Origin of the sequence: Nocardiopsis sp. LDBS1602 (assembly GCF_035818715.1) — a bacterium.
Lineage (GTDB): Bacteria > Actinomycetota > Actinomycetes > Streptosporangiales > Streptosporangiaceae > Nocardiopsis > Nocardiopsis alba.
This window is the reverse complement of sequence record NZ_JAYLVW010000001.1, coordinates 1-13,356: the sequence shown is the minus strand read 5'-3', so window position 1 is coordinate 13,356 and position 13,356 is coordinate 1. Positions and strand designations below refer to the sequence as shown.

At 70.8% G+C, this 13,356-nt stretch carries 14 protein-coding genes; 4 read left to right on the top strand and 10 right to left on the bottom strand.

Going from position 1 to position 13,356, the window contains the following annotated elements; all coding sequences use genetic code 11:
- Nucleotides 1-63 precede the first annotated feature (63 nt).
- The 5 genes from U9J66_RS00070 to menB all read right to left on the bottom strand — a co-directional run bounded on the left by U9J66_RS00070 (nt 64) and on the right by menB (nt 5,240).
- Nucleotides 64-537 (bottom strand): NUDIX hydrolase, encoded by a 474-nt coding sequence (locus U9J66_RS00070; protein WP_161110001.1) that lies wholly within the window; start codon nt 535-537, stop codon nt 64-66.
- Complete coding sequence (locus U9J66_RS00065) at nt 534-1,313, bottom strand: CPBP family intramembrane glutamic endopeptidase (RefSeq protein ID WP_237449896.1); 780 nt, start codon at nt 1,311-1,313, stop codon at nt 534-536. Before U9J66_RS00065 ends, U9J66_RS00070 begins: the two co-directional genes overlap by 4 nt.
- Nucleotides 1,314-1,462: 149 nt before the next feature.
- On the bottom strand, nt 1,463-3,184 hold the full coding sequence (menD, locus tag U9J66_RS00060) for a 2-succinyl-5-enolpyruvyl-6-hydroxy-3-cyclohexene-1-carboxylic-acid synthase (protein ID WP_326336607.1): 1,722 nt from the start codon (nt 3,182-3,184) through the stop codon (nt 1,463-1,465).
- A 248-nt stretch (nt 3,185-3,432) separates the two neighbouring features.
- The gene (locus U9J66_RS00055; RefSeq protein ID WP_326336606.1) at nt 3,433-4,404 is read right to left on the bottom strand and encodes an o-succinylbenzoate synthase; all 972 of its coding nucleotides are present in this window, start codon (nt 4,402-4,404) and stop codon (nt 3,433-3,435) included.
- Nucleotides 4,401-5,240 carry a 1,4-dihydroxy-2-naphthoyl-CoA synthase gene (menB, locus tag U9J66_RS00050; RefSeq protein ID WP_017535168.1) on the bottom strand — a complete coding sequence of 280 codons (840 nt, stop codon included), beginning with the start codon at nt 5,238-5,240 and terminating at the stop codon, nt 4,401-4,403. The genes U9J66_RS00055 and menB overlap by 4 nt, the downstream gene beginning before the upstream one ends.
- A 231-nt stretch (nt 5,241-5,471) precedes the next feature.
- On the opposite strand from menB, the gene U9J66_RS00045 reads away from it, so the two are divergent.
- The 3 genes from U9J66_RS00045 (at nt 5,472) to U9J66_RS00035 (ending at nt 9,252) form a co-directional block, all read left to right on the top strand.
- The gene (locus U9J66_RS00045) at nt 5,472-6,725 is read left to right on the top strand and encodes an AMP-binding protein (protein ID WP_017535167.1); all 1,254 of its coding nucleotides are present in this window, start codon (nt 5,472-5,474) and stop codon (nt 6,723-6,725) included.
- A gap of 603 nt (nt 6,726-7,328) precedes the next feature.
- Complete coding sequence (locus U9J66_RS00040) at nt 7,329-8,741, top strand: RNA polymerase sigma factor (RefSeq protein ID WP_014908454.1); 1,413 nt, start codon at nt 7,329-7,331, stop codon at nt 8,739-8,741.
- A gap of 160 nt (nt 8,742-8,901) precedes the next feature.
- Complete coding sequence (locus U9J66_RS00035) at nt 8,902-9,252, top strand: hypothetical protein (protein WP_161110007.1); 351 nt, start codon at nt 8,902-8,904, stop codon at nt 9,250-9,252.
- A 74-nt stretch (nt 9,253-9,326) separates the two neighbouring features.
- On the opposite strand, the gene U9J66_RS00030 is transcribed toward U9J66_RS00035, so the two are convergent.
- The 4 genes from U9J66_RS00030 to U9J66_RS00015 form a co-directional block, all read right to left on the bottom strand.
- Complete coding sequence (locus tag U9J66_RS00030; RefSeq protein WP_017535165.1) at nt 9,327-9,743, bottom strand: hypothetical protein; 417 nt, start codon at nt 9,741-9,743, stop codon at nt 9,327-9,329.
- A gap of 87 nt (nt 9,744-9,830) precedes the next feature.
- Nucleotides 9,831-10,274, bottom strand: coding sequence for a hypothetical protein (locus U9J66_RS00025; RefSeq protein WP_081616091.1), 444 nt, complete (start codon nt 10,272-10,274; stop codon nt 9,831-9,833).
- Nucleotides 10,275-10,466: 192 nt separating this feature from the next.
- Nucleotides 10,467-10,829: a GntR family transcriptional regulator gene (locus U9J66_RS00020; RefSeq protein ID WP_014913277.1), complete on the bottom strand. Its 363-nt coding sequence runs from the start codon at nt 10,827-10,829 to the stop codon at nt 10,467-10,469.
- Between the two features lie 151 nt (nt 10,830-10,980).
- Entirely contained in the window at nt 10,981-11,367 is a 387-nt protein-coding gene (locus U9J66_RS00015; protein WP_014912269.1) for a hypothetical protein, read from the bottom strand.
- Between the two features lie 191 nt (nt 11,368-11,558).
- Here U9J66_RS00015 and U9J66_RS00010 point away from each other — a divergent pair, with 191 nt between their 5' ends.
- Nucleotides 11,559-12,188: a TetR/AcrR family transcriptional regulator gene (locus tag U9J66_RS00010; RefSeq protein WP_326336605.1), complete on the top strand. Its 630-nt coding sequence runs from the start codon at nt 11,559-11,561 to the stop codon at nt 12,186-12,188.
- A gap of 9 nt (nt 12,189-12,197) precedes the next feature.
- Here the strand turns inward: U9J66_RS00010 and U9J66_RS00005 are convergent.
- On the bottom strand, nt 12,198-13,356 hold a 1,159-nt coding region (locus tag U9J66_RS00005), incomplete at its 5' end, for an ABC transporter ATP-binding protein (RefSeq protein ID WP_326336604.1).

The following is a 13,356-nucleotide window of genomic DNA, read 5'->3' as shown; positions in this document are numbered from 1 at the left end:
AGGGTCGGAGCCCCCGCGCCGTAGGGCCCCGAACGCCTCCGGAGACCGATGTCCCGAAAGACGTCACCGACCTCGCGCTCGTCCGTCACGATCTCGAGGAGGGTCGTACAGCCGCCCCAGCAGAGCCCCCTGTCCGGACTGCAACACGTGCCCGGCGGACAGGGGGATCCAGAGGCATTCGAAGCGTGTCGGCTCCCCCACCCCGTCGTGCTCCTCGAACGAGGTCCACCGCTCGGGGACCGGGCCGTCCACCTCCATGTGGAAGACGTGACGCCGCTGGACCTCGAATCGATAGGGGGTGATGTCGTACTCGACCACCCCGAGCGGGCGTACGACGCGTAGCCCGGTCAGCCCGGTCTCCTCCCGTCCCTCGCGCAGCGCTGCGGCCTCGGGTGTCTCTCCGGGACGCACGCTCCCCGCCGGAACCTGGAGCCCCACCTCCTCGGGGGAGGCGTCCACGTGCCGGAACACCAGCAGCCGTCCGTCGCGCACCACGTAGCACAACGCCTTGTCCCGTACCTCGCGCACATCGCTCATCCCGCCGTCCCGCCCTTCCGGCGCAGGAGGAGGGCCGTGGGGACGATCACCACCGCGGCGACCACCATCGCGCCGCCGAACGTCGTCAACGCCACGTGATCCCCTCCGGTGAAGGCCAACGCCAGGTTCGCGCCGGTGTGGATGATCGTGCAGATCGTCATGCGCTGCCAGAACGATCCGACCATCACGGCCGCCATGGTCAGGGTCAACGCCACGGCGCCGAGCACGAACACGAGGAACTCCAACGGAGGGAGCCCGTAGTACTGCACGTGCCAGAAACCGAACAGGAGACCGGTGACGACGGCCGAGATCGGCCACGTGGTCCAACGGTTCAGGCCGTGCAGCAGCAACCCTCGGAAGCCGATCTCCTCCCCCAGGGCGCCGAGCGCCTGCGCGAGGATCATCAACGCGACGGGGACTCCGGCGACCGCGCCGGGGATCTCGGGAGCGGCTCCACGCACGAGGGAGACCCAGAGGAAGTAGATCGCGGAGGCCGCGAGGGACAGGAGGACCGCGATGGCGAACGGCCCGCCCGACACGGCCGTCCCGAACCTCGGTACACCGCCCCGAACGAAGACCCACGCGGCCAGGGCCCCGATCGCCGGAGCGAACATCACCGGCGACAGCACCTCCATGTCGAGGCCGATCAGCGGTTGTACCGCGAGCAGACCGACCGCGCCGACCGAGGAGACGAGGAGCCAGACCACCAACGCGACGATCCCACGCCGCGACGCACCGGTGTCGGGGGTCTCCTCCGGTGCCGTACCTGCCGTCATCGCGCTTCTCCTGAGGGGGTGGGGAACGGACTTCGAGCACGAATCCGATGATGTCACCCCCCTCCGCGGCCGAAGGACGGAAGCGATGGAAGAGCCGCGGCCCGGCCACTCGGGGCGCGGGGCCGTGGGGACGGCCCCGCGGGAGAGCCTCAGGCGAGGGAGGCGACGGCCTCGTCGACGGCGTCCTGGAGGCGCCTGCGCCACGAGGCGCTGCCCGACCTGGTCGTGCGCACCTCGACGATCCGCAGGCCCTCGCCCAGGAGGGCCTTGGGCAGATCGGTGGCCCATTCCACCCGGGTGTAGGGCAGATCGGCCACGGCGGCGACCCGCTCCATCGACACCCCGTGCGGGGTGCCGAAGACGCGTTCGAAGTCCGGGTGGCCGGCCTGTTCCAGACCGGAGAAGATCCCGCCGCCGTCGTTGTTGACCACCACGATCGCCAGATCGGGTCGGGGCTCGCCCGGGCCGATGATCAGCCCGTTCTGGTCGTGCAGCATCGCCAGGTCGCCGAGCAGGGCGTAGGCGCGGCCCTCGCTCTCGCTCCGGTGGGCCATGGCCGCGCCGATCGCCGTGGAGACGGTCCCGTCGATCCCGCTCACACCCCGGTTGCCCACCAGACGCACGCCGCAGCGGGCCCGCATGGTGGCGTCCAGGTCTCGGATGGGCATGCTCGACCCGGCGAACAGCAGGGAACCGGTCGGCAGTTGAGCGGCCAGGTCCCGCGCCAGTCGCGGTTCGGAGAGCCCGTCCTCGGAGTCGAGCACCCCGTCCACGGCCCGGCGCGCCGCGGCCTCGGCGCGCTCCCAGGAGCGCGACCAGTCGGTGCGGACCGGGTTCTCCCAGTCCGCCTCCGTGGGCGGGGCCACCGCGGACACCACGTCGGTGGCGGTGCGGGCGGGGTCGGAGAAGGCGTTGGCCAGGCTCGCATCGGGGTCGCCGACGGAACCGGCCGTGACCACCACGTGGCGTTCGGCGCCGCGCAGGAAGGCCAGGATCTGCCGGGAGAGGTTAGGGCGGCCCACGCTCACCACGAGCTCGGGGACGTGCTCCTCGGCGAAGCCCGGCGCGGCCAGAAGCTGCCGGTAGGTGGAGATCGCTCCCCCGCGTCGCGCGTTGGAGGTGGGCTCGGCCAGCAGGGGCCATCCGGTCAGCTCGGACAGGGCGAGGAAGGGCGCCGGGTCGTAGTCGCCGTCACCGCAGACGATGACCCCGCGCTCCACGAGGGGAAGACGGTAGGGGGCGGGTTCGGAACGGGGTCCGGGGCGTCCGATCCACGGGCCGCCGTCGGACCGCCCGTCCAGGGGCGCCGTCCATTCGGGGCCGTCGCCGGAGGACTGGTCGGGGGTGAGGGGGTCGCGGAAGGCCACGTTGAGATGGACCGGTCCGGGGCGCCCGCCCAGCGCCGAACCCCAGGCGCGGCAGACCAGGGAGCGCCAGTAGGCGACCATCCCCGGAGCGGGGTCGGGGGTGCCGACCTCGGCGAACATGCGCACGGCCCCGCCGTAGAGACCGATCTGGTCGACGGTCTGATTGGCGCCGGTACGGCGCAGTTCCGGGGGCCGGTCCGCGGTCAGGACCAGCAGGGGCACCCCGCTCTCGTCGGCCTCCATCACGGCCGGATGGAAATTGGCGGCGGCGGTGCCGGAGGTGCACACGATCGCCACCGGGCGGCGGGAGACCCGGGCCATGCCCAGGGCGAGGAAGGAGGCGGATCGCTCGTCCACCCGCACATGGACCCGGATCCCGGGGTGTGCGACCAAGGCCAGCGCCAGGGGGGTCGAGCGCGACCCGGGCGCGATGACGGCCTCGGCCAGCCCGCAGCGGGCCAGTTCGTCGACGAGGACCCGCGCCAGGGCGGTAGACGGATTCATCCAGAGTCTTTCGTTCGTCACGGTGTTCACCAAGTATCGCCGTGCGGCCCCACCGCATCGCACGACGCCTCCTCGCTCCGGCGGCCGCGCTCCAGAACGCGCGCGAGACACCGAAGCCCCCCTCCAGTGAACCCCGTTCGGTCGTCATCGGCGACCGAACGGGGTTGTGATCTCTTGCCCATCCCGTCTCATCCCGCCACGGGCCATGATCGTCGTCACGGTTCGGGCGGGCCGCCCCGAGCGCCGTCTCAGGCGTTCGCGGCCTCCGCCGCGGCCGCGGCGCGCGCGAGCCAGGGGGCGGCGTCGATCTCGACCGCCTCCAGGGAACGCTCGTCGACCTCGACCCGTCGGACCGGCAGATATCCGTCGACCGGGGTCAGCGGTTCCGCCGCCACGTCGGCGGTCAGCATCTGCATGGTCGCGAGCCCGCAGGCGTAGGGGAGCTCCGGCAGCGCGGCGGCCAGGGCCACGCCCGCCGCCAGGCCCACGGAGCTCTCCACGGCGCTGGAGACCACGACCGGGAGTCCGCAGGCCTCGGCCACCCGGAGGGCGGCGCGTACGCCGCCCAGAGGCTGCACCTTGAGCACGACGACGTCGGCGGCCTCGGCCGCGCGCACCCTCAGCGGATCCTCGGCGCGCCGGATCGACTCGTCGGCGGCCACCGGGACGTCCACGCGTCGGCGGACCTCGCCCAGTTCCTCCAGGGTCGCGGAGGGCTGCTCGACGTACTCCAGGTCGAACCGGTCGAGTTCGCGGATCATCCGCACCGCGGTGTCCACGTCCCAGGCGCCGTTGGCGTCGACCCGGATCCGACCCTCGGGACCGATCACGGCACGCACGGCCTCGACCCGGTCGACGTCCTCACGCCAGTCCCGGCCCTTCTCGGCGACCTTGACCTTGGCCGTGGCGCATCCCCCGGAGGCCACGATCTCGGTGGCCCGTTCGGGGCCGACGGCGGGCACGGTGACGTTGACCGGGATCCGCTCGCGCAGCGGTTCCGGCCACCCCTGGTGGGCCGCCTCAAGACAGGCGGCCCACCAGCGGGAGGACTCGCGCGGACCGTACTCGGCGAAGGGCGAGAACTCGCCCCACCCGGCGGGACCGCGCACCAGCAGCCCCTCGCGCACGGTGATGCCGCGGAAGCGGTTGCGCAGGCCGATCGCGAAGGCCCGCCCCTCGGCGGACCCCCGCTCCGGGTCGAGGCGTTCCTCGGCGGTCACGGGCGACGCGGGAACTTGTCGAACTCCGGACGACGCTTCTCCTTGAAGGCGTCCCGCCCCTCCTGGGCCTCCTCGCTCATGTAGTAGAGCATGGTGGCGTCACCGGCGAACTGCTGCATGCCGGCGGCCCCGTCGCTGACGGAGTTGATCGCGCCCTTGAGCATGCGCAGCGCCAGCGGCGACTTCTCCAGGAGCTCACGCGCCCACTGGACGGTCTCCTTCTCCAGGTCGGCCAGGGGCACCACGGTGTTGATCATGCCCATGTCCAGCGCCTCCTGAGCGCTGTACTGGCGGCACAGGTACCAGATCTCGCGGGCCTTCTTCAGGCCGACGGTCTCGGCCAGCAGCCAGGAGCCGTAGCCGCCGTCGAAGGAGCCGACCTTGGGGCCGGTCTGGCCGAACTTGGCGTTGTCGGCCGCGATCGTCAGGTCGCAGCAGACCTGGAGGACGTTGCCGCCGCCGATGGACCAGCCGGCGACCATGCAGATCACGGGCTTGGGCAGGCGACGGATCTGCACCTGGAGGTCGAGGACGTTGAGGCGGCCGATGCCCTGACGGGCCACGGCGTCGTCGCCGATGTAGCCGTCGTCGCCACGGATCTTCTGGTCGCCACCGGAGCAGAACGCCTGGTCACCGGCGCCGGTGAAGATGATCACACCGACCTCGGAGTCATCGCGCGCGATGTTGAACGCCTGCTGGAGTTCGAACAGGGTCTGCGGCCGGAAGGCGTTGTGCCGCTCAGGGCGATTGATCGTGATCTTGGCGATGCCCTCCGCGGTCTCGTAGATGATGTCGGAATACTCGCCCGACCGCTGCCAGTCGATCACGCTGCTCACGGCTACTACTTCTCCTCACGCGGACTTCAGGGGACGACCCGGACACGAAACGGCCCGAAGACCTCCGCGTCCAAGTGTCGACCCTACGCATTCTGCCAGGCGGGCCGGGACCAACGGCACGCGCCCGACCCTCGGACGTCGCGCGGCCCGACCCGAAGGGTCTCGGTCACGCGCGACGCGTCGTCACGCGGCGGATCCGTCATCCTTCCACCGGGCGTACCCTGGGGCACCGTGGCAGCAGCAGCGAGTGAACACCGGTCCCCTTCCTCTTCCTCCCTCGAAGGAGCGCGTCCCCTTCAGGCGGTACGCGGTATGTCCCCGAAGGCTCTGAACCGCCTGCTCGCCGAGGCCCTGGAGGGCACGGGGCCGGCTCTGCTGCCGATCCCCGACGGCACCCCCGACGCCCGGGTCCGAGGGCTCCTGGAGGCGATGCGTCCCTCCTCCCTGCGCACTCCGGACGGTGTGGTCCCGCTCGCCGACGCCCTTCCCGTGGGCGACGACGCCGCGCTGGTCGTCACCACCTCCGGGTCCACCGGCACGCCCAAGGGGGTGGAGCTGTCGGCCGGGGCCCTCACCGCCTCGGCGCGCGCCTCCCTGGACCGGATCGGCGCGAAGGACGGGGACACCTGGTTGTGCGTCCTTCCGGCCGGTCACATCTCCGGGATCCAGGTCATGGTCCGGGCCCTGGTCGGGGGGACGGAGGCGGTGCACGCGCGTTTCGACACCGACACCTTCCCCGGCCTCGTCGAGGCCTCCCCCACCCATGTCTCCCTGGTCCCCACCCAGTTGCGCAGGCTTCTGTCCGCCGGTGTCGACCTGTCCGGTCTCGGGGCGATCCTGCTGGGCGGAGCGGCGGCCGAACCGGAGCTGTTGGAGCGGGCCCGTTCGGCGGGCGGGCGTGTGTTCACCACCTACGGCATGAGCGAGACCTGTGGTGGTTGCGTCTACGACGGCGTCCCCTTGGACGGTGTACGGATCCAGGTCGACTCCGAGACACCCGGTGAGCCCGGCCGTGTCCTGATCGGCGGCCCCACCCTGCTCACCGACTACCGCCTGCCTCCGGGCGTGGCCCCGGATCCCGGCGCTCTGAGCGACGGTTCCTCCGGTCCGCGTCTTCTGCGCACCAACGACCTGGGGCGGCTCGACGAGGAGGGGCGGCTGCGGATCCTGGGCCGGATGGACGAGGTGATCAACACCGGCGGCCACAAGGTCGTGCCGGGGCCGGTCTCCGAGATCCTGTCGGGGCATCCGAAGGTGGCCGAGGTCGTGGTCGTGGGTCGCCCCGACCCGGAGTGGGGCGAGCGGGTCAGCGCCGTCGTGGTCCCCGTGGACCCCGCCGACCCGCCGGTGTTGACCGAGCTGCGGGACATGGTGCGCGCGCACCTGCCCTCCTACGCGGCGCCGCGGGAGTTGGACCTGCGTCCGGAGCTTCCGATGCTCGCCTCCGGAAAACCGGATCTGCTCTCTCTTCGCGCCTCCTCCTGAGAGGTCCGTCCCTCCACCACCTCGTGTTCGTCCTCGGGGAAGGGCCTGCCGTCCCCCTCTCCCGGGCTCTCGATAACGGCCCGGACGAAGCGGGGTTACCGGTGTGGACCGAACCCATGGGACCCTGGCCGCGGCGGGTGTCGTTCCCGATGGCGCGAACACCCGCCGACACGGGACCGTCCGGGGGCCGAACACGCCCCCGGCCTCCTTTCGACCACGGTCGCTCCCGGACCGGTCCGAAAAGGCGGGGAACTTCCCAAAGCTCCCTGACGTCTACCCGAGTACCCGGTTCCTTCGGCCCCCGCCCAGAGGAGGTCCGCAGTTGGCGACAGTCATGGTTCCACCCGTCCACGTACGCGCGGCCTCTCGAACGCCCGGGCGGCCTCGGGTCGAACGTTCGGAACACCGGCGCGGAGTCGTCTCCTCTACCCGCACGACCCCGCTCACCGCCACTCACGGAGCAGTGATCTATGCCACCCTCTCCGATATCCAATCGAGACAGGGAACATTTGACTCGCCGACACGTTGGACATATTGGCGCGTCCAGCCGGCGGTGACCCTCCGCCACGTGCCACACGTCTTGGAAGGGAGGGAGGTGCCCCGATGACGAGCACTACCCTGGCGGCCTCCGGCCGAACGGTCGAGGCCGACGACGGAACCGCTCAGAACCCGGCCCCCGAGGCCCACGCGGCCCTGTCCGACCTGCTCGCCCAGGGACGTGCTCAGGGACATCTGTCCCTCCCCGAACTACGTACCGCTCTCACCGCGGCCGGAGTCACCTCCAGTGACGGCCGCTCCATCCTGCGTGAACTCACCGAGAACGGGGTCCGACTCGCCGACGGGGGCGAGGATTCCGCGAAGGTGGCCGACCCTGACGCCGAGGACGACGTGCTGGAAAACACTCTCATCGCGACGGTGCCCGACACCGACGAGGCACCCAAGGCCGCATCCGGCAAGGTCGCGACGCGCAAGAAAACCGCCTCCCCACGGAGGAAGGCCCGCTCCACGCGCCGCACCAAAAAGACCGAGACCACCCAGGCCACCACCGACCCGGAGACCGGTGAGGCCGACCTCGACGACCAGTCACCCGCCATGGGCGACTCGGTCCACACCTACCTCAAGGCGATCGGACGTCGCCAGCTGCTCACCGCCGAGCAGGAGGTCGACCTGGCCAAGCGTGTGGAGGCCGGACTCTACGCCGAGTACCGCCTGGGTCTGCACGGCGAGATCGACGAGTCCGTCCCCATGGCCGACGTCGAGCGCGAGGAGCTCGAGTGGGTGGCCGAGGACGGTCGCAAGGCCAAGTCCCACATGCTGGAGGCCAACCTCCGCCTGGTCGTGTCCGTGGCCAAGAAGTACAGCGACCGGGGGATGTCCCTGCTGGACGTGGTCCAGGAGGGCAACCTGGGGCTGATCCGCGCGGTCGAGAAGTTCGACTACACCAAGGGCTTCAAGTTCTCCACATACGCCATGTGGTGGATCCGTCAGGCCATCCAGCGAGGGTTCGCCGACTCCGCGCGCACCATCCGTCTCCCCGTGCACGTGCTGGAGCTGCTCAGCAAGGTGAGCAGGCTGGAGCGCGACATGCACCAGGCGCTGGGCCGTGAGCCCACGCCGGAGGAGCTGGCGCTGGAGCTGGACAAGACCCCGGCCCAGATCGAGGAGCTGCTGCGGGTCACCCGTCAGCCCATCAGCCTCGACTCGACGATCGGCGAGGACGGCGAGACCCGTATCGGCGACCTGATCGAGGACGTGGACGCCTCGGAGGCCTCCGAGGTGGTCGACCGTCAGCTCATGGCGGACCAGCTCCGTAACGCGCTGTCCGACCTGGAGCCGCGCGAGGCGACCATCATGTCGCTGCGGTTCGGACTGATGGACGGGCGTCCGCGCACCCTGGACGAGATCGGCAAGCACCTGGGGCTGACCCGCGAGCGGATCCGGCAGCTGGAGAAGCAGTCGCTGTCCAAGCTGCGTCACCCGAGCCGGGCCCAGCAGCTGCTGGACTTCGCCAGCTAGAAGAGTACGACGCGTTCGGAGCCGCTCTCCCTCGGGAGGGCGGCTCCGTCGTCTTCGGAGCGCCCTCGTGCGCCCTCCCGTATCGGGGTTCCCCCCGATCTTCCCCCGGGTTCCGCCGAAGGCCTCCCCCTTGCCCGGATTCCGGTGGAATGATGGTCCGATGACCAAAGATCCCGGTACCAACAGGGACGAGATCGCCGCCGCCCTGCGCGCGGGCCGTGAGCTGGGCCCCGAGTACGACGACGCGATCGCCGCCTCCCTCGTCGAACGTGTCGACGATTCCATCGACGAGCGCGTCCGACACCATGTGGAACGCCGTATGGGCGAGGATCGGGGCCGTCGAGGGCTGCCCTCCAACAACGTGCGGATGGTCCTGTCACTGGTGTGCCTGGGCGTCAGCATCCCCCTGACCGCCATGTCCGCCGCGATGATCGGGGTGGGCGGCGTGTTCGTCACCTGGCTGGGGCTGATCGTCTTCTACCTGGTCTCGATCACGGGGCTGCGTCGCTGAGAGCCCCTCCCCCGGCCACACGCGAGAAGGCGGGGCGGGACCGATGTCGGTCCCGCCCCGCCTTCTCGTCGTCCTCAGAAGCCGCAGGCCGCCAGGATCGTGTCGTGGGTGTCGGCGGTCCAGGTCAGGGCGTCGGCCAGACCGGCCTCGTCGCCTTGGTCCAGCTCGTCGAGGATCGCGTAGACGGCGTCCGCGCGCTCGGCGGCGTCGGCCTCCAGACTCCCCCTGGCCGCCTCCTCCAGACGTTCCACGTCCGCCAGGTGGGCCTCCAGTTCCTCGGCGTGCTGGTCCTGGTAGGGCACGCCGTCCACCAGCAGGTCCTGCTCGATGCTGGAGGCCGCCATGTCGACGGCGCTGATGTTGCTCTGGATGTCGGCGCAGGCCGCCTCGATCTCGGCCTTGTTCCCGGAACAGGCGGTCAGCAGCAGGGGAAGCGCCAGCGCGCCCGCGGTGAGGGCGAGGGCACGGGCGGGGGTTCGAGGGTGGGACACGGGTGAAGCTCGTTCCTTCTCGTGGTTCTACAGGGGGACGGCCCTGGGGCCGGAGAGGGGAAGGGGAAGAAAGATGGGGACGGGGGATCAGAGGAGGAAGAGGGCGAAGAGCCCGAACACTCCCGCGATGACGACGATCGCCGCGACGAAGACACAGCCCAGGACCGCGCCCACTCCCCCGGTGCGCGGGGAGAAGCGGGGACCGTCGTGGTAGTGATGCCGGTGTTCCTGGTGGTGGTAACGGTTCCGGCGTCCCGACGAGGACGGGGGAACGTACGAGCGCCCCGTCCCCCTCGACCTTCCGGAGGACCGCGCGGGGCGTCCGCTCCGCGAGTTGAAACCGCCACCGGGGCGGGACGCGCCGCCCCCGGAGGAGAAGCCGCCCGACCGGGAGGAACCACCACGCCCACCACCGCGCGAGGAGAAACCTCCACCCTTCCGGGAGGCGCCGCCACCCGATCGCCCGCCACCCGATCGTCCTCCGCCGGAACGTCCGCCCGACGAACGTCCTCCGCCGGATCTCCTGCTCATCGGAGCCTCCTTGGGGTTGTCGTTCGAAGCCGCCGAGGAGACGGCCCTCCGACCATAACGGGACGGATCGACCTCTCGGATCACCGGAGTCACAGCCGGCCACTTGAGGCCGACTTCGACGTGGGAGGGAACCGACGAGGCCCCTCCCGCGTCCGGGGGTCCGTCCGCGGAAGGGGCCCGTGGCCGGCGGGGTCATCCCTCCAGCGCGGCCCGCAGGATCTCGACGGCCTCCTCGTGGTCCAACCCCACCCGGTTGATGACCTCGGCGTACTCTCTGGCCGAGGCCAGGGCCTCGGCGCGTTGGTCGTCGCCCGCCGCGGCGATGAAGGTCCCCGAGCGCCCTCGGGTCTCCACCACCCCGGCCTGTTCGAGCTCACGGTAGGCGCGGGCGACGGTGTTCACCGCCACCGAGAGCCGGCCCGCCAGGGCCCGGACGGTCGGCAGCCGGTAGCCGACCGGCAGCTCGCCGTTGGCCGCCGCGATCGCGACCAGAGCCCTGATCTGTTCGTAGGGCGGTACCTTCGACGTTGGATCGATGCGGATGAACTCCGCCATGCCCTTCTTCGCTCCCTACGTGGCTCGCCTGTCTACGCTCCGGAATCGATCCGGACGCCTCACCAACCTATCGTCCGCCGTTCGCCCCTAGGGCGTGTCCACGACGGACGAGCCCCACGACCGCGGGTCGTGGGGCTCGTGTCACCGGTGATCAGGCCACGGGACGGGGCACTCCCTGGATGCCGTGCAGGCGGTGGGTCTCCCGCGCGGTCAGCAGACGCTCGGCGACACCGGTCGCCTGCTTGACCCGGGGGTGGGCCAGGCGCTTACGGCGCTGGATCCGGTCCATGTAGCCCTTCGGGCCGACCAGGACCCGCTCGTGGGCGTAGGCGGCGCGCATGGCCTCGGTGAGCAGCGTGTCCAGAGCCACCCCGAGTTCGTGGAGTTCCTCCGCCGGGGCGCCTCCGTCCCGGGCGGCGTCCAGGGCGTCCTCGGCGGCCGCCACCTCCGCGAGGAGCCCGGGAAGACGGTCGGCCGCCTCCCGGTCGTGCGCGAGCCTCTCCTCGGCCCGGGCCCTGGTCTCCTTGGCGACTCCCATCGCGTTCTCCTTCGGTCGTCACATCAGCCGTGTGGGGCCACTCTAGACATGACGGGGATCACTTTCCTCCCTCCGCCGAGATCGACACCTTAGGGAGATCCGAGCCTTGGTGGGGCGGGTCGATGGTGGTGTTCTCCGCGTGGAACTGTCACCTTACTTAGTAGATCCAGCCCCTCCCCTTGGAAGGACCCATGCGAAGCAGGAACAACGCGGGACTCAACCGTGAACGCATCATCGTGGAGGCCCTGCACATCATCGAAGGGCGTGGGCTGGGCGGCCTGTCCATGCGGCGGCTGGGCGACGCCCTGGAGGTGGAGGCCATGGCCGTCTACCACCACTTCCCGAAGGGGAAGGAGCAGCTCTTCAACGCCATCGCCGCCTATGTCACCACCGCGCGCGTGGTCAACGGCCTCTCCGAGGACGAGGGCCCCGAGGACGAGGAGCTCCCGGCCGCGGGCACCTCGGAGGAGGACGTCGAGAGGATCGAGGAACTCCCCTGGGAACAGAGGATCACCCTGTGGGCCGAGGGGTACCGCGCCCGACTGCTGACCTATTCGGGCGCGCTGTCCCTGCTCATGCACCGCGCCCCGCGCACCCTCGCCGAACGCAGGACCGTCGCCCTCCTGGACGGCGCCCTTCTCGACGCGGGCCTGACCGGAGGGGACGTGGCCGCGACCCGGGACGCGCTCTTGGGATATTGCCTGGGGTCCGTGGGACATCAGGTGCGTCACGCGGGCCGTGAGGACGCCCCGAGCGAGGACGAGGCCCTGTCCCGTTTCCGTTTCGGGCTGCGCGCGCTCCTTCGCGGGGCGACCTCCTGACGTCCCCCTTCAGCCCTCGGTCCCGGCCCGGGCCCGTTCCGCGCGCAGGCGGCGGGCCTCGTCCGGGTCCAGGACCGGGGCCGCGGTGAGGAGTCGACGGGTGTAGTCGCTCCGCGGGTTCTCGTAGATGCCGTCGCTGTCGCCCATCTCGACGACCTCGCCCTTGCGCATCACCGCGACCCGGTCGCTGACCTGGCGCACCACCGCCAGGTCGTGGGCCACGAAGATGTAGGTCAGACCGAAGTCGTCCTGCAACTCCGACAGCAGCCGCAGCACCTGGTCCTGCGTGGACACGTCCAGCGCCGAGACCGGCTCGTCGCAGATGATCAGCTTCGGCTTGAGGATCAACGCCCGGGCGATCGCGATCCGCTGCCGCTGACCACCCGAGAACGCGTGCGGGAACCGGTTGTAGTGATCGGGTTCGAGCCCGACCCGCTCCAACAGTTCCTGGACCCGGACCCGGTTGCGCCTGCCATCGCGCTCGCCCTGGACCTTCAGGGCGGTGCCGATGCTCTGGCCGATGGTCAGACGCGGGTTGAGCGAGGAGTAGGGGTTCTGGAACACCATCTGCACCTCGTTGCGCAGAGGACGCATGCGGCGGTCGGACAGGTGGGTGATGTCCTGGCCCTCGAACTCCACGGTGCCCTCGGTGGGCTCCAGCAGCCGCATGATCATGCGCGAGAGCGTGCTCTTGCCCGACCCGGACTCGCCGACCACGCCCAGGGTCTCACCCTTGTACAGATCGAAACTGACCCCCTTGACCGCCCAGAAGTCCGTCGAACGACCCCACAGACCACCCCGGACCTTGAAACTCTGCGAGACGTCGCGCACCCGCAGCAGGGGTTCCTCGTCACGGCTCCGCGAGGGCGGCGTGAACGCGTCGAACCCCTCCTCCGAACCCGCACGCGCCTCCGTCGCCGCCGTGGCCTCTCCCTTCTCCTCACGGGCCTTACGGGCACGGTCGGCGCGGTCCTGGGCGCGGCGCTGGGCCCGGGAGACCTCCACGCGCGGGACCGCGTCCAGCAGCGCCTGCGTGTAGGGGTGCTCGGGGTGGGAGAGGACTCGGCGCACGTCGCCGCGTTCGACGGCCTGGCCGTGGCGCATGACGACGACCTCGTCCACGGAACCGGCCACCACGGCCAGGTCGTGGGAGACCAGGATCAACGCC

Coding starts and splice junctions, on each gene's coding strand:
- U9J66_RS00070 (WP_161110001.1), bottom strand. CDS start 537: ATGAGCGATGTGCGCGAGGTACGGGACAAGGCGTTGTGCTACGTGGTG.
- U9J66_RS00020 (WP_014913277.1), bottom strand. CDS start 10,829: ATGGCGGAGTTCATCCGCATCGATCCAACGTCGAAGGTACCGCCCTAC.
- U9J66_RS00035 (WP_161110007.1), top strand. CDS start 8,902: ATGACCAAAGATCCCGGTACCAACAGGGACGAGATCGCCGCCGCCCTG.
- U9J66_RS00010 (WP_326336605.1), top strand. CDS start 11,559: ATGCGAAGCAGGAACAACGCGGGACTCAACCGTGAACGCATCATCGTG.
- menD (WP_326336607.1), bottom strand. CDS start 3,184: ATGAATCCGTCTACCGCCCTGGCGCGGGTCCTCGTCGACGAACTGGCC.
- U9J66_RS00025 (WP_081616091.1), bottom strand. CDS start 10,274: ATGAGCAGGAGATCCGGCGGAGGACGTTCGTCGGGCGGACGTTCCGGC.
- U9J66_RS00040 (WP_014908454.1), top strand. CDS start 7,329: ATGACGAGCACTACCCTGGCGGCCTCCGGCCGAACGGTCGAGGCCGAC.
- U9J66_RS00015 (WP_014912269.1), bottom strand. CDS start 11,367: ATGGGAGTCGCCAAGGAGACCAGGGCCCGGGCCGAGGAGAGGCTCGCG.
- U9J66_RS00065 (WP_237449896.1), bottom strand. CDS start 1,313: ATGACGGCAGGTACGGCACCGGAGGAGACCCCCGACACCGGTGCGTCG.